Below are 23,497 nucleotides of genomic sequence, written 5' to 3'. Positions count from 1 at the left end.
ATATTAATTCACGCTCCGTTTTTTTAGCAGTGCATAGAAAAATCCTTCTGAATCAACTAAACCAGGTAATATTTCTAGATAAGCATTGCTTTTTATTTCTAATCCTGTTATTTTCTTCACTTTTTCACTTAAATCTAACAATTCTAAAGAACTATTTTCAGCCAGTATTTTATCGATTAAAAGTTGATTTTCTTCTCTTGTCAGTGTACAGGTTGAATAAAGCAGCAGTCCTTCATTCTTAAGTTTATCGATATTATTAGTTAAGATTCTATACTGTAACTCAGCCATTTTTTTAATGTCTTCTTCTTTTTTCTGCCACTTTATTTCAGGTTTTGCAGAAATTAATCCCAAACCTGAACAGGGCAGATCTGCTAAGATCCTATCATATTTTTTCTCACTTTGATATTCTGCAGCATCTGCTGCTTCTAAACTCACATTGCTTACTCCCAGTCTCTGCAAATTTTCTCTAATTAGCTTTAATCGAGTGGGATTAATATCTAAAGCCTTGATCTGACCTGTATTTTCCATCAGCATAGCTAAATGGGTTGTTTTACCCCCTGGTGCTGCTGCCAGGTCAAGTACATCCATATTCTTTTTAGGCTCAAGTAATAAAGAAGCTAAGCCGGCTGAAGTCCCCTGTATATAGGCTCCACCCTTTTTGAAAACTTCTGTATCAACAGGATTGCTTGCATTTAAAAGATTATAAAAGCCCGGGACAAAACTTTCTTTGAACTTAAAGCCTTCTTTCTCAAGGCTTGCTAAAAATTCCTCTTTGGACATTTTTAAAGAGTTATGGCGGTAAATCACCTCTGCTCTTTTGTTACCGGCCTTGATAATTTTTTCTGCTGTTTCAATTCCATATTGTTCAATAAATCTTTTAACCATCCATTCTGGATAAGAATAATGAATTGAAAAATGTCTAAGTGGTGATTTCTCCCTATCAATTACGAGAAGTTCTGCTTTTTTTCTATTTACATTCCTTAAAATTCCATTGACAAAGGCTACTGCTCCTTTCTTATTGAGCAGTAATTTTACGGCTTCTACACTCTCATAAATAGCAGCCCTGGCTGGAATTTTATCAAGAAAAAGGAGCTGATAAATCCCAACTCTCAGCCCCAGCAGTACTTCTTTATCCATTTTTTCTAAACTTCTATTAGAAAAATGTTTAATTATATAATCTAAATACAACTTGTGCCTGATTACTCCATAGAATATTTCGGTAAATAAGTTTTTATCCCGCTGATCACTTATTTCTTTTAAATAAGAACCCAGTAAAAGAGTAGAATAACTTCCTTTTTCGATTCTGGCAAGAGCTTTAATAATTTGGCTTCTTAGATTTTCCATTTTAATCTCTACCCAGACCGAAAAGCACTAAAATTCTTAATAGATTTGCTAAGGCAACAAGAGTTGCAGCCACATAGGTAAAAGCTGCTGCTCTCAGTACTTTTTTAGCACCTTTAATTTCTTCAGCACTCAAATAGCTATTTGTCTGCAACTGAGCAATAGCTCTATTGCTGGCATTAAACTCTACAGGTAATGTCACTAAATGAAATAAAAATGCTGCTGAAAAAAGCACAAAACCTGTTAAAATCAAAAAGTCTGCTCTGATGAAAAAACCAAAAATAGCCATTGGGAGGCCCAAGCTTGAACCTAAATTAGCTGCTGGCACTAAAGAAGCCCTAAGTGACAGTGGTTTATATGCTTCGGCATCCTGGAGAGCATGACCAGCTTCATGAGCAGCAACTCCAATAGCTGCTATTGAGCTGCTTGAATAAACATTTTGCGATAAATTCAAAACTTTATTTTCAGGATCATAATGATCAGTTAAATTACCACTTGTTTTTTTAATATTTACTCCCTTAATATTTTTATTTTGCATTATTTTTCTAGCTGCTTCTGCACCTGTTAATCCAGATTCACTATAAATTTCACTATATTGATTGAAGGTACTTTTAACTTTATATTGTGCATAAACTGCAATTAATAGTGCAGGTATTATGATTATCATTGTTGGATCAAAGAAAAATGGATACATCTATAAATCCCTCCCTAATATCTTTTACCATTGTATCAGATATTATAATTAAATTGAAATATATTAAGTCTTTTTTAAATAAATTTACCCAAACTTTTGACCGGGTTCTAAATCATATCCATTTAAATAATCAGAGGCTGATAGTTTTTTAGCACCAGCTGGCTGCAGCTTTTTAACTGCAATAACTCCCTCACCAGATTGAACTAAAATTTCATTATTATCAGCTTTAATAATTACACCTGCTTCTTCATCACTTTCTTGTTCAGAAATCTCTAACTGCCAGATCTTAATTCTATCTCCGTTAAGATAGGTGTATGCACCCGGCCAGGGATTTACTCCTCTAACCAGATTATAGATAGTTTCTGCACTTTGATTCCAGTCAATTTCACCTAGTGATTTATCAATTTTATAGGCAAAAGTTGCTTTATCATCATCCTGAGCTGTTCTGGGAGCAGTCCCCGCTTTAATATCTTTTAATGTTTTTATTAAAAGTTCAGCTCCTTTATCTGCCATTCGATTATGGAGATCACCAACAGTATCATCACGTTTTATCTTAATTTCCTGCTGATAAATCATATCTCCATCATCCCAGCCAGGACCCATATACATGGTTGTATTACCGGTGACTTTTTTGCCATCGATAATAGCTCTATGAATAGGACTGGAACCTCTGTATTCAGGAAGTAAAGAGGCATGTAAGTTGATACAGGCTTCTTTTGGCAGCTCAAGCAGCTCTTCACTTAATTTTTGACCAAAAGCTACTACGACAATAAAATCTGCCTCAAAGGCCCTCAACTTCTCCAAAAATTCTGTTCTGTTAACATTATCACTCTGCAGAACAGGTAGCTCTAAGTCTAAGGCTGTCTTTTTCACAGCTGAAAATTGAACTTTCTGTCCTCTGCCTCTTTCTCTATCTGGTTGAGTAACAACGGCAGCAATTTCTATTTCAGAATCTGCTGCTATTCTTTTTAGTGACGGAACTGCAAAATCGGGTGTACCCATAAAAATAATTTTCATAAAATCACTCCACTAATTCTACCATTTTATCAATAAATAAAACTCCATCTAGATGATCCATCTCATGCTGAATCGCCCTTGCTTCAAAGCCTTCAGCCTTGAATTCTATTTCTTCACCATCTCTATTTAAAGAACGAACCTTAATTTCTTTTGAGCGAATAACCTCACCAGTTCTACCGGGGATACTTAAACAGCCCTCTTCCATGATCATCTTACCATCTTCTTCAATTATCTCTGGATTAATTAAAACTATTTGATTTCCTTCCCCGATATCTACTACAGCTATTCTTTTTAAAATGCCTACTTGTGGTGCAGCCAATCCTACGCCCTCTTCAGCATACATTGTTTCAAACATATTATCTATTAATAGATTAGTTTTTTCTGTTATTTTATCAACTTTTTTTGCTTTACTTCTTAAAACAGGATCACCGATTTCTCTAAGCCTTAAGACAGCCATAAATATCTACCTCCTAAATTATATTATAACATTTTATATGGATCTACATCAATACGAATCTCTATCTTGAATTCAGCCTTCGCTTTAAATTTTTTCTCTAAAAGCTGAATAATATATTCTCTATTACGAAAAGACTTGAATTTTAAGATTATCTGCCAGCGGTATTTATTTCTAATCTTTTTTATTGCTGCTGGTACTGCTCCCAGTTTTTCTGCATAATATTCTCCCCAATCATCAAGAAAAGAACTTATCTTTAATGCTTTATCAGCAACCTTTTTTTCTTCTACACCCTGAATAATAATATTTACTAATCTACAAAAAGGTGGATAATTTCTTTCTTTTCTCAATGCTAATTCCTGTTTAAAAAAATTATCATAATTACTATCTGCTGCACTTTTGATACTGAAATGATCTGGTTTGAAACTCTGAATAAAAAATTCACTTTCCTTTTTATTTGCAAGCAGTGATTTTAATTCACTTAAAAGCTGAAAAGTGCTTTCTGAAGCTCTAAAATCAGAACTATTTAAAGCTGTATCAGCAGAAATAACCCCTAAAAAATTAAGTTCAGGATAAAAATCATGTTTAATTATCATCTGAGTACCAACTAAGATGTCGATTTCACCGTTTTTAAAATCATTAAATATTTTTTCAGCTTTATGTTTAATATCACTATCAACTCTTTTTATCTGAGCAGTTGGGTAAATCTCTTCTAACTGTTTAACAATATTTTCTGTTCCTATTCCTGCCGGTGAAATAAAGGAACTACCGCATTCCGGACATTTTTCGGCTATATTTTTTTGACTCCCACAATAATGACAGGATAATTTCTGCTCATTTTTGTGATAATGAAGAGAAATATCACAGTTATCACACTTAATAACATAACCGCATTTTTTACATATTACATAATTTCCGTAGCCACGTCTGTTTAAAAATAACAATGTTTTTTGTTTTTTTGCTAAATTAAGCTGAATTTTATCTTTAAGCTTTTGACTTAAATCACTCAAATTGCCAGCTTCTACCTCTTTTTTTAGATCAATCAGCTCAGTTTTAGGCTGCTTATTATCTTTTTGGCCTAATTTTAACAGTTGATATTTATTTTCTTGGGCAAAATACCTGCTCTCAATTGAAGGAGAGTCAGCCTCTAAAACTAAAACTGCTTTACTTTCTTTTTGTCTCCTTACAGCAACCTGTCTGGCATGATAAAGAGGATGTTCCTGCTGTTTATAGCTGTGATTGTTTTCTTCTAAGATTATGATCAATTTCAAATTATTAAAAGGGGCAAAAATTGCAGACCTTGCTCCTAAAGCAATTGAAACTTCTGATCTTTGAATTCTCCTCCAGGCATCAAAACGTTCTCCTTGGCTGAGTTGACTGTGGAGAAGGGCTATTTTATCCTGATAATAAGCTTTAAGTTTTTTTATTAAAACTAAATCCTTATCTATTTCAGGAACTAAAATTATTAGCTCTTTAGCTTCTGAAATGCTTTTATCAATTAATTCTTTTAAAAAAGAAAATCTCTGCTTATGGTGAGAGCTTTCTAATAAAAATTTATCCGGCTTTGAAGCAAGAACAGAAGCAAATATCTTATCTATTACTTGATGATCTTCTTCACTCAGGCTTGCTGTTTCAGCTGCTGACTCAGATTCTAGCTTTTCTAGCTCAGGTATTCTATCTATATAATCAGCATATACTTCCAGCAGATCTTTTTCTATTAAACGATATACAGTTTGCCGAGAAGTTTCTGCATATTCTGCTGCTTTTTTTAAAGTAATACTTTTATTTTTATTTGCTAAAAGATAAGAATAAATTAAATACTGTTTAGGTGCTCTTTTATTAAGTTTAGCTAAAATTTCTTGATGCTCATCAGCTTCAGCTTTTAATTTAATATATTTAAGTTTTTTTCTGCTTACTTTGTTTTCTGTAATTCCAGGAGGTAAAGCAGCTTTTATAACCTGAATCAAATAAGAATGATAATAGGCTGCTATCCATCTGAATAAATTCAATAAATTTTGGTCAAAAAAAGGCCGATCATAAATTAACCCACTTACTTTTTTTATTTTTTCAGGAGCTATTTCAGCCTCTGCATCAACCTCTGTCACAAAAGCAGAAACTTTACGATTAGAAAAAGGGACCTTTATTAAATGTCCTATCTCAAGCTTATTTTCTAATTCTGCTGGAATTAAATAATCAAATTCTTTATTCAATTCTCTTAGCGGCAAATCTACTATTGCTTTTAGAACTTTTCCCATAATTAATCCCTTTCCAAATTAGAAACAAAATATTAAACCGAAGGCAGTAAAAAACCTCCGGTATAGTCTATTTGTTTTATCTAGTTATTCTAAACCAGCTTTTTTTCTTAAACTTTCAACCCGATCAGTTTTCTCCCAACTTAAATCAAGGTCATGTCTGCCAAAATGGCCATAAGCAGCTATTTGATTATAGATGGGCCGGCGTAATTTTAAGCTCTTGATTATTTGAGCAGGTCTTAAATCAAATTCTTGATCTACAATTTCGGTTAATTTTTCATCCTCGATTATCCCGGTTCCAAAGGTGTCAACCATCAGTGAAAGTGGTTCAGCAACTCCGATTGCATAAGAGATCTGCACTTCACATTTTTTAGCTAATTTAGCAGCTACAATGTTTTTAGCAATATAACGGGCTGCATAAGATGCTGAGCGGTCAACTTTTGTTGGATCTTTACCAGAGAAAGCACCACCACCATGGCGGGCTGTACCTCCATAGGTATCTACAATAATTTTTCTACCTGTTAAACCAGAATCACCGTTTGGTCCACCTATAACAAATCTTCCGGTTGGATTTATTAAAAATCTGCTTTCTTCTTTTAATAGTTCTTCTGGTATTATTGCTTTAATTACATGCTTAATAATATCCTTTTTAATTTCTTCCTGGCTGATATCCGGATGGTGCTGAGAAGAAACAACCACCTTATCAACATAGAGAGGAGTATTATCCTCATATGCAACTGTGACCTGGGTCTTACCATCTGGTCTTAAATAATCTATAATACCATCTTTTCTTACTTCAGCCAGTCTTCTGGCTAATTTATGAGCAAGCATAATTGGTAAAGGCATCAATTCTTCTGTTTCATCTGAAGCATAACCAAACATTAAACCCTGATCTCCTGCTCCTAGTTCTGGCTGGGATTTACCTTCTTTTTCTTCTAAGGCATGATCTACCCCTAAAGCAATATCACCTGATTGTTCATCAATAGCGGTCAAAACAGCACATGTTTCACCATCAAAACCATATTTGGCCCTGGTATATCCGATATCATTGACTGTTTCTCGGGCAATCTTGGTTAAATCAACGTAACATGAGGTAGTAATTTCTCCCGAAATCAAAACCAAACCAGTTGTGACAAAAGTTTCACAGGCAACCCTTGCCTCAGGGTCCTTTTCTAAAATGGCATCTAAAACAGCATCTGAAATTTGATCAGCCACCTTATCTGGATGTCCTTCAGTTACTGATTCAGAAGTAAACAAATATTTTTTTGTCATATTATCACCTTTCATATAGCTTAACAAAAAGTTTATTAATAAACTAAGTTTAGCATATTAGATTTTGAGTTTCAATTTCAAATAAAGTATTATTTAATTGTTTTTATTTTTGTTTATCAATAATAAAGAGATGGCAATAAGAGCTGAAATTAAACTTACTATTTTTGCGACTTCCAGGCCTGCAAAAAGCAAGCTATCAACTCTTAAATCCTCAATAATAAATCTAAAAATTGAATAAAACAATAAATAAAAAGCAAAGGTATTACCAGTAGTTTTTTGCTTTTTAGTTAAATAAAAATATAGAAATATAAAGATAAAAAAATTAGCAGCTGACTCATATAAAAAGGTGGGCTCTCTAAACTCTCCCCTGATATACATCTGTTCTTGAATAAAATCAGGCAAAAATCTAAAATATTCAGCTCTGACAATTCTACCATAAGCTTCCTGATTAAAAAAGTTACCCCAGCGGCCAATACTCTGAGCTAATACAAGGGGAGGACTAATATAATCAAGTGTTTTCAGCAGAGGAATATCTCTTTTTTTAGTCATTAAAAATAAAACTAAAAAAGCAAAGATTAAAGCTCCATGAATTGCCAGTCCACCTTCTCTAAATGCAATAATCCTAATTGGATCAGCCAAATAATAATCAAGATTAAAGATTACATAATATAATCTGCCCCCAATTACAGCCAAAGGAAAAGCAAATAAAAGAAAGTCGATAAAAAATTCGAAATCTAAATCACTTTCGCTTTTAAGTAAGTTATTTAAAATAATCAGGGCAATTAATATTGCAGAAATTATTATAACTCCATACCACCTGATAGGAAAAGAAAAGATCTCAATCATTACTGGGTCTATAATTTTTATCACCTTTATCCTTATCTAGCTTTAGTGCTTTAAATCAAATAATCAAAAATTTTATGGGCTAAATCTTCTTTGTTTTCTAAAGGCATTGCCTGGCTGCTGTTTTGAGATAAAATGGTAATTTTGTTTTTATCACTGGCAAAGGCAATATTTTTATCACTGATATCATTGGCAATTATATAATCTGCTTTTTTGCTAGCAAGTTTTTTTCTGGCATTTTTAATCAGATCTTCGCTTTCAGCTGCAAAACCAACTAAAAGTTGATCTTTTCTTTTCTTTGCTCCTAATTCTTTTAAGATATCGGTAGTTCTCTTTAATTCCAGCTTGAGCTCAGCATCTCTTTTTTTAAGCTTTTCTTTATTATAATTTTTAGGAGTATAGTCAGCTACAGCAGCTGCCATGATTGTAATATCAGCCTCTTTAAATTCTTTTAATATTGCTGTTTCCATTTCTGAAGCTGTTTCTACCTCGATCTTATTTACCCCCAGTGGTGTTTGCAGCTGGGTAGGTCCAGAAACAAGGCTAACATCTGCCCCTCTATAGGAAGCAGCTTTAGCCAGGGCATAACCCATTTTGCCGCTGGAATAATTACTTAAAAATCTGACCGGATCAATTGCTTCTCTGGTTGGTCCAGCTGATATCAAAATCTTTTTATCTTGCAAATCCTTTTTAGTTAATTCTTTTTCAACATGTTCAACTAAAATATCTGGTTCTGGAAGCCTTCCTTTACCTGTATAACCACAGGCTAAATATCCTTCACCAGGAGTGATTATTTTAAAGCCTAGCTCCTCTAAATTATTTAAATTTCTCTGTACAACCTCATTTTCAAACATATGCACATTCATTGAGGGAGCAATCAAAATCGGTGCCTGTCTCGCTAAAATGACAGTTGTTAAAAGATCATCTGCAATTCCTGCAGCAGCTTTAGCAATAAAATTAGCTGTTGCGGGAGCAAGCAAAAAAAGCTCACTTTTATCAGCAAGCTCAATGTGCTTTACTTCATTACTGCTCCAACTGCTGAACAACTCTGTTTCTACATCCAGATGGGTTATTGAATGAAAGGCTAATGGACTTACAAACTTAGTTGCAGCCTCAGTCATTACAGTATAAACATTATAATTTAATTTTGTTAATTTACTTGCAACCGATAACATTTTATAGGCGGCAATACCACCAGTTACCCCAAGTGTAATATTTGCAGACATAAGAAATCTCCTTTATTTATCTTTTTTTTGATAAGAAATCTTATCTTTTTCTATTTCTTCAAGACTTTTTGAAACTACTTTATTGCTGCGATATTCATCGAGCAGCTCATAGCCACCATCTTTTAAATGTCTGGCTCTTTTGGCAGCTAAAATTATTACAGTATATAAACTGTCAGCTTTATCAACTAATTGTTCTGCAGATGGTTCATTAATCATCTTGATCTCTCCTTTTTTGTTCAGCGATAATTATTTTTTTAATTTCTCTTACTGCTTTAGATAAGCTGTCATTAATGACTTCATAATCGTAATTATGAACTTCTTTTAATTCTTTTCTGGCATTTTTCAGCCTGATACTTTTACTTTTATTATTTTCAGAACCTCTTTTATCCAGGCGATTTTCAAGTTCTTCTAATGAGGGTGGAAGCAGAAAGATATAAACAGCATCAGGATATTTTTCTCTAACCTGTTTTGCCCCCTGGGTATCAATTTCTAAAATGATATCTTCACCCTCAGCTAATTTTTTATCAACAAATTTTTTGGGAGTTCCATAATAATGGCCGTGGACTACTGCACTTTCTATAAAGCCATTATCTGCCTCTATTTCTTTGAATTTTTCCTCAGTTATAAAAAAATAGTCTTCTCCCTCGATTTCACCATTTCTAGCTTCTCTAGTTGTAGCTGAGACAGAATAAGAAACACCAGCAAAATCTTTAAAAAGTTCATCTAAAACTGTGTTTTTACCCACACCTGATGGCCCAGATAATACAAATAAAATCCCTTTCTTCATCTATATACCTCCAATAATTATTTACTATCTTCCAGTCGGTGGGCTACAGTTTCAGGCTGAATGGCAGATAATACAACATGATCACTATCTGTTATAATTACCGCTCTTGTACGGCGTCCATATGTAGCATCAATTAACATTCCTCTTTCTCTTGCCTCCTGAATAATCCTCTTTATTGGAGCAGATTCAGGGCTTACAACTGCAATAACTCTATTAGCAGCTATAATATTTCCAAACCCAATATTGATTAAATTTACATCCATTGTTATTATCCTCCTACTATATTAGTTTATAATCGATTAGCTACGCTATCCTTATCTTTATTAATGATATCACAGCTGTTATAATTTGACAAGGGGTTAAAGCTGAAGAAGTATTTCTAACTATAAATTGACTAGAGCTTTTCTTTCTTTTATACTTAAAGGAAAGAATTAAAGGCTTAACAGCCATTTAAAAATATAAATAAGGAGTGATTAAAATGGCTTTTGATGGAATTATGCTTTCTGCATTAAAAGATAATTTAAAAGAAAATATTCTGGGAGCCAGAATAGAAAAAACTTATCAAATAGAAAAAAAGTTGATTATTATCAATTTAAGACATAATAATCAAAATTTAAAACTGCTGATTTCTACTGATCCTCAGGGAGCAAGGATCAATCTTAGTCAATTAGATTTTGATTATCCTTCTTATCCACCTGATTTTTGCATGCTTTTAAGAAAGTATTTAAAAAATTCATATATCCAAAATATTACCCAAAAAGACTTTGAAAGGGTCATCCAAATCGAAATAGAAAAAAGGGGCAAAAAATATACCCTGATTGCAGAATTGATGGGGAAATACAGTAATCTAATCTTATTAGATGATAATGATATAATCTTAGATGCGATGAAAAGAATAACCGAGGAACAAAATAAAGAAAGACAGCTTTATCCAGGCCAAAAATATCAGGCTCCTCCCGGCCAGGATAAATATAATCCTTTAACAATTAAAACCCCTGAAGAATTTTTAACTCTTATCGATGAAGAATTTGAACAGGCGGCATATAGAGCAGTAATGTATAATTTTAGGGGTATTGGCCCCTATTCAGCCAGAGAGATAGTTTACAGAGCTGAGATAGATCCCTCTCAAAATTATGATAAACTGAATGCTTCTCAACAAAGGGACCTAGCTGAATCATTTATTAAAATATTTGAACTGGTAAAAAACAATAATTATAAAGCTGTAATTGCCTTAAAAGATGAAGAAGTTGATTATATTTCTGCTTTTCCTTTAGAACACAGAGATCCTGATAAAATAATGGATTTTGAAAATATTAGTAAAATGATGGATTACTACTACCTTAATTTTCTAAAAGATAAAGAATTAAAAAAATCAATTAATAATTTAAAGAAAATAGTTCAAAATTACTTAAATAAAAATTTAAAGAAACAAAAAAAGCTTAAAAAACAGCTCAAAGAAAGTAAAAATGCCGATAAATATAAGAAAAAAGGTGAATTGATTAAATCAAATATTTATCAGCTTGAAAAAGGACAAAAAGAAGCAGTTTTAACCGATTATTATAGTGAAGCTCAAAATGAGATCAAAATCAAACTTGATCCAGCCTTAACTCCAGCTGAAAATGCCCAAAAATATTTTAAAAAATATAATAAACTACAAAAAAGCGTAAAACATCTTAAAAGAGAAATTGCCAAGCTAAGACACGAAGAAAAATATTTAAATCAAGTTATGCTAAATATTGAACAGGCAGAATCACTTGAAGATTTAGCAGAAATAAGGGAAGAATTAAAAGAAGAGAATTATATAAAAAAGCAAAAACAAAAAAGCAAAAACAAAGGCGGCAAAAAACTGCCGCCGCGTAAATTTATTTCAAGTAATGGTTATCAGATTTTAATCGGAAGAAATAATAAACAAAATGATAAATTAACTAAAAAAATAGCAAACAATGGTGATATCTGGCTTCATACCAAAACAATTGCCGGCTCACATGTGATAATTAAACGAGATACATCTAAAGAAGTACCTGATACTACTTTAAATGAAGCAGCTTCTTTAGCAGCCTATTTTAGCAAAGCTAGAGATTCCAAAAATGTTCCAATAGATTATACTGAAGTTGAAAATGTTAATAAACCTAAAGGAGCCAGACCAGGGCTTGTTTACTACGAAAACTATCAAACTATTTACATTGACCCTGATCCAGAACTTGTCAAAAAACTGGCTAAAGATTAATATTTATTTTTGATCACCACTATTGTTTTAAGCAGAAAAATAAGAGCAGTGATTATAAGCATAATTTCTGCTATTCTATCTGGGTTTCTCTGGTAATAACTGCTGCTGCTCTGCAGCAGCACTTCTGTTTCAATAACTCCCTTAGTAGAATTAGTTTTTATTTCTGCTTTAGCTCTTGGTGTTATATAACCATTATATCCCGCTCTACTTGTCTTGAGCACAGAAACACTATTCTCTGCTGCCCTTAAAACAGCTGCTCCCCAGCTGTAGTTTTTGAAAACTTTAAAATCTATCCTTCTCTCATCACTGGAATGAACAATTAAATTAAAATCATGGTTTTGTCCCTTAAAAATTAAGGGGTTATATATCTCGCTTGAAATTAGATTTAAATAATTGAGATCATTTAATTCAATTACTTCCTTAGCTTCTAAACTAAAGGGTTGAGGGTCAAGATTGATAAATCTATTTAAAATTGCTCCCAGCTCATCTCGCAAAAAGAAATTATTCAAAAATAAGTTCTTAGTGCTTTTATCATAACGGTTAATGATTTCTAAATTGCTGTCAATTAAAAAGAGAGAATCTTTTAACTCGGCCTCAAAATTATTCTCTTCAGCCGCCTTAGAACCGATTTGCAAAAACTTAGCTTCCAATTCTCCTTCTATTTGAGCATAAAACTTATCCCGATAATAATTGTTGCGAAGCAGGTCAAAGCCTAAGCTATTTTGAGGGGCAAACAAATATTGATTATTACTTTCTGCTATCAATTCTCCTAAAAGCTCTGTATTTTCTTCCACTTCATCAAAAATTATCTCATTATTTATTTGGCTTAAATTAATGATATCAATTTTTTCTCTACTTTGATCTGCTCCCGAATTAAATCTATTTGGTATTATAAAAATTATCAAAACTAAAATAATAATTAAGGGTACAGTTCTTTTAATTGAGGGTTTATAATAGATCTTGACTAAATAACCAGCAATCAAAACTGCTAAAAATGAGACTAAGAAAATCCCACCTAAAGAAGCATAATTAAGTAGACTGCTAAAAGAACTTTGGCTGTAAGCTAGATAATTAAAAGGATTAATATTAAAGTAATTAAAGCGCAAGTATTCTAAGCTGGCCCAGCTAAAAGCTGCAATAAAAGGACTAAAGGAATTTTTGGGCTGTAAAAATTTATTTAAAATAACCCAAATAGCTAAAGCTGAAGAAGAAATAAGTATATATAAAAAGAGAATTAAAAACACAAAAACAAAGGGCATTTCAAGCAGCTCTGAAAGCGGGTAATAAAGCCAAAAGAAGCTTAAAAAACCTACAATAACAGCAATTAACCAGGCAATTATAAAAGAATGCCTGTAATCTTTTTCGCGAGTTAAATAAATTAAAGGAATAAAAGCTAAATAACTCAGGAAAAAGAGCTGTGGTATGTAAACAGGTGCTGTAAATAATAAGGCTGTAACTAAGATCAAAAGTAATTCCATATTAATTCCTCCAAAATTAATTATATATCATAAACACATAAAAGGCCAGCGCTGCTGGCCTTTTATACTTAAGTTATATTTGCCTTTATTAATTTTTAAGCACTCTCTATATTTCTTTCTTCAATTACTTTTTCACTGATGTCACCTGGAACTTTATCATAGTGAGAAAACTCCATATCAAAAGATCCATAACCACCTGTAATCGATTTTAAATCTACCGCATAATTAAACATTTCTGACTGAGGAACCTTTGCTTTAATAATTTGTTTGCCATCTGTGGGGTCCATACCCTGAATTCTTCCCCGGCGTGAATTAAAGTCTCCCATTATATCGCCCATGAAATCCTGGGGAACTGTTACTTTAACATTCATAATAGGTTCTAATAATACAGATTTAGCCTGAGCTAAGCCTTTTCTAAATGCTTTAGAAGCAGCTATTTTAAAGGCCATTTCTGAAGAATCAACATCATGATAAGAACCATCATAGAGAACAACTTTAAAATCAACAACCGGATAGCCAGCTAAAGTACCTTCCTGTTTAGCCTCTATAATTCCTTTTTCTACAGCCGGAATATATTGACCTGGAATTGCTCCCCCAAAAATTTCTTCTTCAAATTCAAAGCCTTTGCCTCGAGGGAGGGGTTTCATTTTCATTAAAACATGACCATATTGGCCTCTTCCACCAGACTGCTTTTTATATTTTTCTTCAACATCAACTGTTTTTTGAATTGTTTCTCTATAGGCAACCTTAGGTTCGGTGGTGGTAAAATCAACATCATATTTGCGTTTACATTCATCTTTGATCATAATAAAATGAATTGTTCCCATCCCTGTTAAGAGCAGCTCTTTTGTTGTCTTATTATATTCAACATTAAAGCTTGGATCTGAATCACTGTATCTCTGCAGCACAGAAGCCATTTTCTCTTCATCTACACCATCAGCAGGATAAGCTGCTCTGGTATACATTGGTTTTGGAAACTCTAATTCATTATAATAAACATCCATTTCTGGATCTCTCATGGTATAAGAAGTTTCTAAAAGATCAATTTTTGCTACTGCTCCAATTTCTCCTGCAGTTAAATCATCAACATTTCTTTGATCTGCACCATTTAATTTATAAAGTTTGCTCACTTTAATTTCCTCATCAATATTAGGGATATAAACTCTATCATCTCGTTCTAATTTACCTGAAAATACCCTGAAAATTGAAAGTTTACCTATATAAGGATCAACCATTGTTTTACAGATCTGAGCACTGAATTTGCTTTCAGCTGTAGTTTCTGGAGCTGAACCTGATTTTACAAGATGGTTAATATGTGATTCAGCAGCTGAAGGAAGAATTTTACTTAAGTCATCTAAAAATTTAGCAACCCCACAATTATTAACAGCAGAACCTGCAAAAACCGGTACCAGCTCTTCTCCTGCTATTTCTTCTTCAAAGGCTTTAGTTAACTCTTTGTTGGTGATCTTTTCATCATCCAGGTATTTTATCATTAATTCTTCATTAAGCTCAACAATTGATTCAATTAATTCAAGCTCAAATTCTGCTACCCTATCTTCTTCAGATGCTGGAATATCATAAGGATGTTCAAGTCCTTCTTCCATTTTAAACATTTTTTCATCTAAAAGATCTATAATTCCAACTAATTTGCCATCTTCATAATAAGGAATTGTGACTACTGCAAAATTATCGTCATATGTACTTCTTAATTCTGCAACTACCTTATCAAAATCGGCTTCTTCTTTATCAATTTTATTTATAAATACTGCTTTGGCTAAATCATTTTTATCGGCCAATTCCCAAACATAACCGGTATTAACCTCTATCCCAGAAGCAGCATCAACAAGCAGAACTGCACTTTCTACCATTTTAAGTGCACTAACTACCTCACTTCTAAAATCTGCATAACCAGGGGTATCAATAAAATGAAAGAGTTTATTATGCCATTCAAAATTAAAATAACTATTGTGTACAGAATGTTTGTGGTCTTTTTCAACAGCACTAAAATCAGATTTAGAACTTCCTTTATCAACACTTCCCGGCTGCTCAATTGCACCTGCATTATAAAGCAGCATCTCAGTTAGTGTTGATTTACCCGCACCTCCATGTGATATAAAGCAGAAATTTCTAATGTCTTTACTTTGAATTTTACTCAATTTTTCCACCAACCTTCCCTAATTAGTTTTAATATTTTGTTAATTTTTTAATTAATCTTGAATAATTAAAATTAAATAAAGCTTTTTAAAGCCTTATTTTAAATTAAAAGCCATATTAGTACTTCTACGATAGTTGTTTAAATTCCTTTAATTTTTTGAATATTTATTATAAAAAATAAAAGAAAATAAAAAAGAGATAATTAGACTACAGCTAGTTTAAATAGCAAAATATTAACTTTCTGCAGCCTAGATTAACTATATCTTAATTATTATTTACTTTTACTGCTTCAGCAACATTTTTTCCTAATTCATAACACTGCTCTAAAACATCATGGTTTGGTGAAAACTTAGTTTCAATAATCGGTTCGGTTATATTACAGGTAACAAAATCCTTAAATTCAATTAACCTATCTAAGGCACCACCACTCCAACTATATGAACCAAATATACCTAAAACCCTCTTTTTAAGATTTCTGGTTTCCAGACTTTTTAAGAGATATTCCATAGGTGGAAATATTCCATTATTATATGTGCAGCTTCCTAAGACAATCCCATTGTATTTCCAAATATCATTAATAATAAAAGAAATATCTTTTCTGGAAACATCATAAAGTTCAATATTTTCAATCCCATGTTCAGATAAAGATCTAGCAACAACCTCAGCCATCACTTTGGTATTTCCATACATTGTACCATAAACTACAACTACTCCTTCATCAGTCTGCTGCTGGCTCCACTTATCATATTCTTCTATAATATAGCCGGGATTTTCTCTCCAGACTAAACCATGGGTAGAAGCGATCATTTGGATATCCAGTTCTGATTTTAATCTTTCAATTGTTTTGTGGACAACCGGACCAAATTTACCGATAATATTTGAGAAATAGCGTCTTATTTCATCTTCAAAAAAATCAAGATTTACTTCATCATCAAATAAATAACCATTTAAAGAACCAAAACCACCAAAGGCATCTCCGGCAAATAAAATTTCTTCTTTTTCATCAAAGGTCATCATAGTTTCAGGCCAGTGTACCATTGGAGTTATATAAAATGTTAATTTGCGTGAACCAAGATCAAGTTGATCACCATCAGCTATAACTTGAGTGTTTTTAGTGATTCCATAAAACCCTTCTAAAAATTCCAGAGTCTTTTTGTTACCAACAATCTTCATATCTGGATAGGCTTCTAATAATGATTTAATAGATCCAGAATGATCTGGTTCCATATGATTAATAATTAAATAATCTACATCTTTATCACCAATAATCCCTTTAATTTTACTCAACAAGGTATCATTATAGTTGATTTTAACCGTATCTATTAGAGCAACTTTTTCATCTTCAATTATGTAAGAATTATAAGATATACCTTCAGGTAAAGGCCATAAAGATTCAAATAAATCAGTTTCCTTATCATTTACTCCAACCCAATGAACATTATCTGTTAATTTAATAGAATGATACAAATAAATCTCCTCCTTATATTGATTTTCTAGTAAAAAGAATAATTTCCTGCTTCAAAAAAAATTAATTTTCTTGTCTCAACTCAGTTAATATTTCTTTAAAATCACTTTTAAGTTCAGCTTCAAACTCTACCCTTTCTCCTGTCCCTGGGTGTTTAAAAGCTAATTTTTTAGCGTGTAAGAGCTGTCTTTTTGCTCCGAGATTATTTTTGGAACCATATTTTTGGTCCCCGACAACTGGATAACCAAGATAGGCAAAATGAACTCTGATCTGATGGGTTCTCCCTGTCTCTATCTTCACCTCGACCAGGGTATGATTCTTAAAACTTTCTAAAATTTTAAAACGGCTAACAGCTTTTTTGCTTTTTCTTTTTCTAACTGCCATCTTTTTTCTTTGCTTTGGATGCCGTCCAATTGGTGCATCTATTTTACCTTTTTTATATGGTAGTACACCTTTTAATAAAGCTGTATAATATTTATCTACTTCTCTTTTTTTAAACTGTCTGGACAGTTCTTTATGACTTTTATCATTTTTAGCCACTAAAAGTAAACCAGAAGTATCTTTATCAAGCCTGTGAACTATTCCAGGTCTTTTTACTCCATTAATAGCAGACAAATCATCAGTATAAGCCAGCAGAGCATTAACAATGGTATCATCATAATGACCTGGAGCAGGATGAACAACCATATCTGCATCCTTATTAATTATAATAATATCTTGATCTTCATAAACTATCTCAAGCTCAATCTCAACCGGTTTGATAGATGACTTTTCAGGCTGATCAATAATAACTTTAATCTCATCAGCTTCTTTAATTAAATAACTATTTTGAACCGAATCATGATTGACCTTTATTTTAGCAGTTTCTATTAATTTTTGGATGTAGTTCCTGGATAAATCTTCAAACTGAGCAGCTAAGTATTTATCTATTCTTTGTCCAGCTTCAGAACTAGCGATTTTTAAATTATATTCTTTCATTAAATATCCCTCAATTTTCTCTAAACAAAAGATTAAATAATAATAATATTATACCGAAAAATATAAAAATATCTGCGACATTAAATACCGGAAAATTAGCAACTGCAATAAAATCTATTACATAATGATAGCTGATTCGATCAATTAAATTACCGATACTTCCCCCTATTAAAAAAATTAGAGCTAATTTGCTGCTGAGGTTATCAGATAATTCTTTTTTATATAAATAATAAAGTAAAGCAAAAAAGAAGAAGGTTACAATAATAAAAAGATGGCGCTGACCTTCTAAAATACCAAAAGCTGCCCCTTCATTTTTTATAAAGCGCAGAGATAATAAATTAGCTATAATATTTATTTGCTGAGATTCTAATAAATTATTTCTGACTAAAAATTTTGTGATCTGATCAATTAATATAATTAAACTGGAAAAAACAACTATCCACATGTAATCAGCTCCAGTTTTAATTTTAACATAATAAGAAAATTAAAACAATCAAGCCAAAAGAAAAATTTTTAAAAGGCGACCTTAATAATTAAGGCCGCCTTATTTAAGAACAAAGTTATTCAGATTCTATGACTGAAGCACAGCGGTTACAGATATCTTTATGTTCTTCTCCTTTACCAACTGACTCATCATATTTCCAACAACGATCACATTTATCACCTTTAGCTTCATTGACTTTGACAAGGACTGAACTTTCTTCACCGAGATAGGCTTCACCTTCACTCAGTTGATCATTCAATTCCACCTGAGATACAATAAATAGATCTGCTAACTGTTCCAGTTCATTTTCAAGCAGTTCTAATTGAGCTTCTGAAGCTCCTTTTAATTCTACACCTGCCTCTAAAGAATTACCGATCTTTTTATCAGCTCTTGCTAATTCTAAGGCTTTAGAAACATCTTTTCTTATATTCAATAAATCAGCCCATTTAGCAGTTAGCTCCTGATCATAATAGGCTTTCTTAAGCTCTGGCCAATCACTTAAGAAGACACTTTCTTTTGCTGCAACTTTATCTCCTAAGAACTGCCATACCTCTTCAGATGTGTGAGGTAATAATGGAGCAAGCATTACCACCAGGGCCATCATAATATCATAAAGTGTACTCTGAGCAGAGCGTCTGCTTAAAGAGTCTGTGCCATCGGTATATAAGCGGTCCTTTGTGATATCCATATAAAGAGAACTCATCTCAACAGTACAGAAATTGTGGACATCATGATATACCCGATGATATTCATATTTTTCATAGGCACTTGTAACTTTTTTAATTAAATCCTGAAGTCTAATCATTATCCAGCGATCCAATTCTTTACGATCTTCATATTTTACATAATTTTTTTCTTTATCAAAATCACTGACATTACCAAGTACAAATCTATAGGTATTTCTAATTCTTCTGTAAACCTCTGAGTTTTGTTTAAGGATATTATCAGAAACCTTAACATCATTTTTAAAATCAGATGAAGCCACCCACAACCTTAAAATATCTGCTCCATACTGATCTATAACCTTATGGGGAGAAACTACATTACCCTGAGATTTAGACATTTTGTTTCCTTTATCATCAACAGTAAAGCCATTTGTAATTACTTCATTATAGGGTGCTCTTCCTTCAGTTGCTACTGCAGTCAGCAAAGAAGAGTTAAACCAACCACGATATTGATCAGTTCCTTCTAAATAGATCTGGGCCGGCCAGCTTAAGTTTTCCCTAGTTTCTAAAACTGCTTTATGACTTGAGCCTGAATCAAACCAGACATCCATTATGTCTTCTTCCTTAGTAAAGCTGCTGCCATCACAATGAGGACAACTATAGTCTTTAGGCAGTAATTTTTCTGCAGGATATTTATACCAGGCAGAAGAACCTTCAACTGCAAAAATCTTTTTCACAGAATCTAAGGTATCATCATTAATCACTGCTTCTTCACAATCATCACAGTAGAAAATAGGAATTGGAACTCCCCATTTTTTCTGGCGAGAAATACACCAATCTGATCTTTCTGAGATCATATTTTTCATTCTTTCTTCTCCCCAGCTGGGATGCCATTCAACTTCAGAGATTGCCTTTAAAGTCTTCTCCTTAATAGCATCTATTGAGGCAAACCACTGATCTGTAGCCCTAAATAATAAATTACCTTTACAGCGCCAGCAGTGAGGATATTGATGATCAATAAAGCTTAAATCCATTAAAAGATTTTTTTCTTTTAATTTATCAGTTACCATAATATTAACTTCATCAGTGCTTTTACCCGCGAAGTCACCTGCTTTTTCTGTAAAATAACCTCTATTATCCATCGGAGCATAAACATCTAAACCATATTCTTGATGACCAACTACAAAGTCATCATGTCCATGTCCAGGAGCAGTATGAACACAACCTGTACCCTGTTCTAGGGTTACATGCTCTCCTAAAATCAGTAATGAATCTCTATCTTCAAATGGATGACGACATTTTTTATTCTCCAGTTCTTTAGCACTAAACTCATCACTGATTATTTCGTATTCTTCAATTCCACTTATCTCCATTACATTACTAACTAATTCCTTGGCCATTATCAAATTCTCACCCTCAGCTTCTACTACAACATATGGGTATTCAGGATGAAATGCAATCGCCATATTTGCAGGAAGTGTCCAGGGAGTTGTGGTCCAGATAACAACATAACTATTATCTTTATTTAAACTAACTCCTCCTACTTCAAACTTTTCTTTAAGCGGAAACTTCACATAAATAGAAGGTGCTCTATCTTCACCATATTCAACCTCAGCTTCAGCTAGAGCTGTTTCACAGTGAGGACACCAGTGAACAGGTTTTTTGCCGCGATAAAATAGATCCTTTTTAGCCATTTCGCCAAAAACTTCGATCTGTTTTACCTCATATTCAGGGCTTAAGGTTAAATAAGGAGCATCCCACTCTCCCCAGACCCCAAGTCTTTTAAACTGTTCACGCTGACGATCAATATATTTTAAAGCATAATTAGTACATTTTTCTCTTAGTTCTTCAACTGATAAATCTTTTCGCTCTTGATCACTCATTTCACTTTTTACCTGGTGTTCAATTGGTAAACCATGAGTATCCCAACCAGGCACATAAGGTGAATAATAACCTTTAAGTGTTGCAAAGCGGGTTACAAAATCTTTTAAAATTTTATTTAAGGCATGTCCAATATGAATATCTCCATTAGCATAGGGAGGTCCATCGTGCAAAATAAAAGATTCTTTTCCTTCCCTATTTTTAACTGCTTTTTCATAAATATTGTTTTCTTCCCAAATTTTTTGGAAATCAAGCTCTCTTTCACTTAAATTAGCCCGCATCGGGAATTCTGTGTTTGGTAAGTTAATAGTATCTTTATAGCTCATCTAAATTAATAACCTCCTGTAAAATTTATAATAAAAATAAAAAAAGCCTCTATCCACTAAAGGGACGAGAGACCGCGGTACCACCCTAATTAATATCGATTGATATTATCTTAAGTATTCTTTAACGCAGAAATACGAGTAGACTAATGATTTCACCTACTAACTCCAGGCTGATCTTCTCAAACTTCTGTTTATCGGCTTCCACCAGACCCGACTCGCTCTAAACTATTAAAGCTTGATACTCTGCCCTTCAATGTCAATTTCTTCAATATTATACTTTTTCAATTATAAACCATATTTTTTTCTAAGTCAAGCTATAATGAAAAAGCTCTTGGGAAATTATTCTTCATCTGCTTGCTCATATTCATTTTCTAGCTCAGTTATTTCTCTTCTCAGACCCTCTTCTTTATCATCCTGCAGCATTTCTAAATGACTCTGCAGTAAGGTCTGAAAACGGATTTTAAAAAAGTTCTTCTGTTCTCTTAATTCTTCTACTTTTCTTTTTTCTGCAGCTACCTCTGCTTTAGCTTTTTCTTTGATCTTATCAGCTTCAACTTTAGCTTCTTTAATTATTACCTGGGCTTCATTTTCAGCCTGTTCAACTCTGTCAGCTATAGTATCCTGCATAGTATCAAGAGTATTATTTAATCTATCTTCCATTTTTTGATAATGCTCTATTTTTTCTTTGAGCTTTTTGTTTTCTTCCTGTAAATTATTGATATCTTTCAACAAGCGCTCATATGCTACCCCAATATCTTCAATAAAATCATCAACCTGACTTTTATTATAGCCAAAGGTAGATTTGTTGAACTCCTTGTTATATATTTCAAGTGGATTTAATTTCAAAATAACACTTCCTCTCTGCTTAGGTTAATCTTTTTAGAGTCAATTTAATTCTATCTTTATTAGAAAGTCCTCTATCTTCTTCAACTTTGACCCTGCCTCTTCCTCTGACCGAAATCAAATCACCGATCTCCACTTCAGCCGCAGGATCGGATTCTACCTTCCAGTTTAACTTAACTTCTTCATTTTTTATCGCCCGCGACATCTTACTGCGTGAATCTCCAAAACCAGAACTAGCTACAGCATCAAGTCTCATAGAAGGAACAGTAGTCAAAATTTCTTTTTCATGTTGGGTAGGTTTTATTATTTCATCAGCAGAAATTGCCTCTATTTCGACAGGCACCTGATGTACTTTATCTAACTTTAACTCTATAATATCCTTAACCTCAACTGCAGTAATAAGCTGGGCAAATTCAGAATGGAGTAAAATATCACCGATTACCTTACGCTGCAAACCGAGTCCCATCACAGCACCTAAAAAATCACGATGAGTTAAATTTTGAAAAGAAAAATTACCCTTTATTTTAAATATAGCAATTTGAGTCTCAACTAAATCTGGAAAAAGATATTCTGGAAAAAGAACTAGCCTTTTTCTTTCAGCAGCTTTATAGCCACCTTCAAATTTATAATTGAGATCAGAAATCTGCTTAACTATATCTTCTGCAATTTGTTGTTGATAGGGATTTAAGAAATCACTGGCCTCTGTTTTGTGATATTTTATGACCCGTTCTGATTTATCCAGTACATGAGATCCAATCAACCTATCTTCTTCTCTATGCAGATGATTTAATAGTGTTTTCTGCTCAAACATAAAACAACTCCTTTATGAAAATTGATTAATAAATTAATAATCTGATCACAAAACGTCTGACAACAGATAAGGCAAATAATGCTATTAGGGGAGAAAAATCGACTCCTAAACTTCCTGTAGGAAGTAATTGTCTGATCGGACCTAAAATTGGTTCTGTAATATCATATACTAACCTGATTAATTTTCTCCACCTTTGATCACTAGGATTAGGTCTTACCCAAGAAATAATAACTCTAGCAATTATAAAGTAATTTAAGATTGTAAATAGGGTGTTTATTATCCTTGCAAGCATATACATG

General features: G+C 32.8%; 21 protein-coding genes and 1 other annotated feature. Of the genes, 1 reads left to right on the top strand and 20 read right to left on the bottom strand.

Translation table 11 applies throughout. The features are described 5' to 3' along the window. Positions 1-3 precede the first annotated feature (3 nt). From rsmB to remA, 11 genes are all read right to left on the bottom strand, one after another. Entirely contained in the window at positions 4-1,344 is a 1,341-nt protein-coding gene (gene rsmB, locus LJ207_RS05455) for a 16S rRNA (cytosine(967)-C(5))-methyltransferase RsmB (protein WP_229344877.1), read from the bottom strand. 1 nt (position 1,345) lies between these two features. Beyond that, positions 1,346-2,035: a zinc metallopeptidase gene (locus LJ207_RS05450; protein WP_229344876.1), complete on the bottom strand. Its 690-nt coding sequence runs from the start codon at positions 2,033-2,035 to the stop codon at positions 1,346-1,348. Positions 2,036-2,119: 84 nt separating this feature from the next. After that, entirely contained in the window at positions 2,120-3,052 is a 933-nt protein-coding gene (gene fmt / locus LJ207_RS05445) for a methionyl-tRNA formyltransferase (protein ID WP_229344874.1), read from the bottom strand. A gap of 4 nt (positions 3,053-3,056) precedes the next feature. Then, the gene (def, locus tag LJ207_RS05440; protein ID WP_229344873.1) at positions 3,057-3,509 is read right to left on the bottom strand and encodes a peptide deformylase; all 453 of its coding nucleotides are present in this window, start codon (positions 3,507-3,509) and stop codon (positions 3,057-3,059) included. A gap of 23 nt (positions 3,510-3,532) precedes the next feature. Beyond that, a complete protein-coding gene (gene priA, locus LJ207_RS05435) occupies positions 3,533-5,761 on the bottom strand; it encodes a replication restart helicase PriA (RefSeq protein ID WP_229344871.1) in 2,229 nt (742 codons plus the stop codon). Between the two features lie 84 nt (positions 5,762-5,845). Continuing rightward, positions 5,846-7,030 carry a methionine adenosyltransferase gene (metK, locus tag LJ207_RS05430; protein WP_229344869.1) on the bottom strand — a complete coding sequence of 395 codons (1,185 nt, stop codon included), beginning with the start codon at positions 7,028-7,030 and terminating at the stop codon, positions 5,846-5,848. A gap of 93 nt (positions 7,031-7,123) precedes the next feature. After that, entirely contained in the window at positions 7,124-7,900 is a 777-nt protein-coding gene (gene lgt / locus LJ207_RS05425) for a prolipoprotein diacylglyceryl transferase (protein WP_229344868.1), read from the bottom strand. A 26-nt stretch (positions 7,901-7,926) separates the two neighbouring features. Continuing rightward, complete coding sequence (gene coaBC, locus LJ207_RS05420) at positions 7,927-9,099, bottom strand: bifunctional phosphopantothenoylcysteine decarboxylase/phosphopantothenate--cysteine ligase CoaBC (RefSeq protein ID WP_229344860.1); 1,173 nt, start codon at positions 9,097-9,099, stop codon at positions 7,927-7,929. A 12-nt stretch (positions 9,100-9,111) separates the two neighbouring features. Further along, on the bottom strand, positions 9,112-9,315 hold the full coding sequence (gene rpoZ, locus LJ207_RS05415; RefSeq protein ID WP_229344854.1) for a DNA-directed RNA polymerase subunit omega: 204 nt from the start codon (positions 9,313-9,315) through the stop codon (positions 9,112-9,114). Next, positions 9,308-9,886 (bottom strand): guanylate kinase, encoded by a 579-nt coding sequence (gene gmk, locus LJ207_RS05410; RefSeq protein ID WP_229344852.1) that lies wholly within the window; start codon positions 9,884-9,886, stop codon positions 9,308-9,310. The genes rpoZ and gmk overlap by 8 nt, the downstream gene beginning before the upstream one ends. A gap of 17 nt (positions 9,887-9,903) precedes the next feature. Beyond that, on the bottom strand, positions 9,904-10,149 hold the full coding sequence (gene remA, locus LJ207_RS05405; protein WP_229344850.1) for an extracellular matrix/biofilm regulator RemA: 246 nt from the start codon (positions 10,147-10,149) through the stop codon (positions 9,904-9,906). A 215-nt stretch (positions 10,150-10,364) separates the two neighbouring features. Between remA and LJ207_RS05400 the strand changes: the two genes are divergently transcribed. Then, on the top strand, positions 10,365-12,113 hold the full coding sequence (locus LJ207_RS05400; protein ID WP_229344849.1) for an Rqc2 family fibronectin-binding protein: 1,749 nt from the start codon (positions 10,365-10,367) through the stop codon (positions 12,111-12,113). Here the strand turns inward: LJ207_RS05400 and LJ207_RS05395 are convergent. The 9 genes from LJ207_RS05395 to LJ207_RS05355 form a co-directional block, all read right to left on the bottom strand. Then, positions 12,110-13,591 (bottom strand): copper homeostasis protein CutE, encoded by a 1,482-nt coding sequence (locus tag LJ207_RS05395; protein WP_229344843.1) that lies wholly within the window; start codon positions 13,589-13,591, stop codon positions 12,110-12,112. The two genes, LJ207_RS05400 and LJ207_RS05395, sit on opposite strands and share 4 nt — an antisense overlap. Before the next feature lie 95 nt (positions 13,592-13,686). Next, complete coding sequence (fusA, locus tag LJ207_RS05390) at positions 13,687-15,756, bottom strand: elongation factor G (RefSeq protein WP_229344841.1); 2,070 nt, start codon at positions 15,754-15,756, stop codon at positions 13,687-13,689. Positions 15,757-16,009: 253 nt separating this feature from the next. Continuing rightward, the gene (locus LJ207_RS05385; RefSeq protein ID WP_229344840.1) at positions 16,010-17,212 is read right to left on the bottom strand and encodes an FprA family A-type flavoprotein; all 1,203 of its coding nucleotides are present in this window, start codon (positions 17,210-17,212) and stop codon (positions 16,010-16,012) included. A gap of 61 nt (positions 17,213-17,273) precedes the next feature. Then, positions 17,274-18,188: an RluA family pseudouridine synthase gene (locus tag LJ207_RS05380; protein WP_229344838.1), complete on the bottom strand. Its 915-nt coding sequence runs from the start codon at positions 18,186-18,188 to the stop codon at positions 17,274-17,276. Between the two features lie 10 nt (positions 18,189-18,198). Continuing rightward, complete coding sequence (gene lspA, locus LJ207_RS05375; RefSeq protein ID WP_229344836.1) at positions 18,199-18,633, bottom strand: signal peptidase II; 435 nt, start codon at positions 18,631-18,633, stop codon at positions 18,199-18,201. 115 nt (positions 18,634-18,748) lie between these two features. Continuing rightward, entirely contained in the window at positions 18,749-21,544 is a 2,796-nt protein-coding gene (ileS, locus tag LJ207_RS05370) for an isoleucine--tRNA ligase (protein ID WP_229344835.1), read from the bottom strand. Between the two features lie 57 nt (positions 21,545-21,601). Further along, positions 21,602-21,807 (bottom strand) — a binding site (T-box leader). Positions 21,808-21,883: 76 nt separating this feature from the next. Next, entirely contained in the window at positions 21,884-22,390 is a 507-nt protein-coding gene (locus LJ207_RS05365) for a DivIVA domain-containing protein (protein WP_229344833.1), read from the bottom strand. Between the two features lie 19 nt (positions 22,391-22,409). Then, a complete protein-coding gene (locus tag LJ207_RS05360) occupies positions 22,410-23,198 on the bottom strand; it encodes a YlmH family RNA-binding protein (protein ID WP_229344832.1) in 789 nt (262 codons plus the stop codon). Positions 23,199-23,223: 25 nt separating this feature from the next. After that, positions 23,224-23,496 carry a YggT family protein gene (locus tag LJ207_RS05355; RefSeq protein ID WP_229344830.1) on the bottom strand — a complete coding sequence of 91 codons (273 nt, stop codon included), beginning with the start codon at positions 23,494-23,496 and terminating at the stop codon, positions 23,224-23,226. Position 23,497: the final 1 nt, after the last annotated feature.

The organism is Halanaerobium polyolivorans (assembly GCF_020711195.1).
Classification (GTDB): Bacteria; Bacillota; Halanaerobiia; order Halanaerobiales; family Halanaerobiaceae; genus Halanaerobium; species Halanaerobium polyolivorans.
Note: the sequence above shows the minus strand (reverse complement) of the source record. Positions and strands in the feature narration are given on the sequence as shown.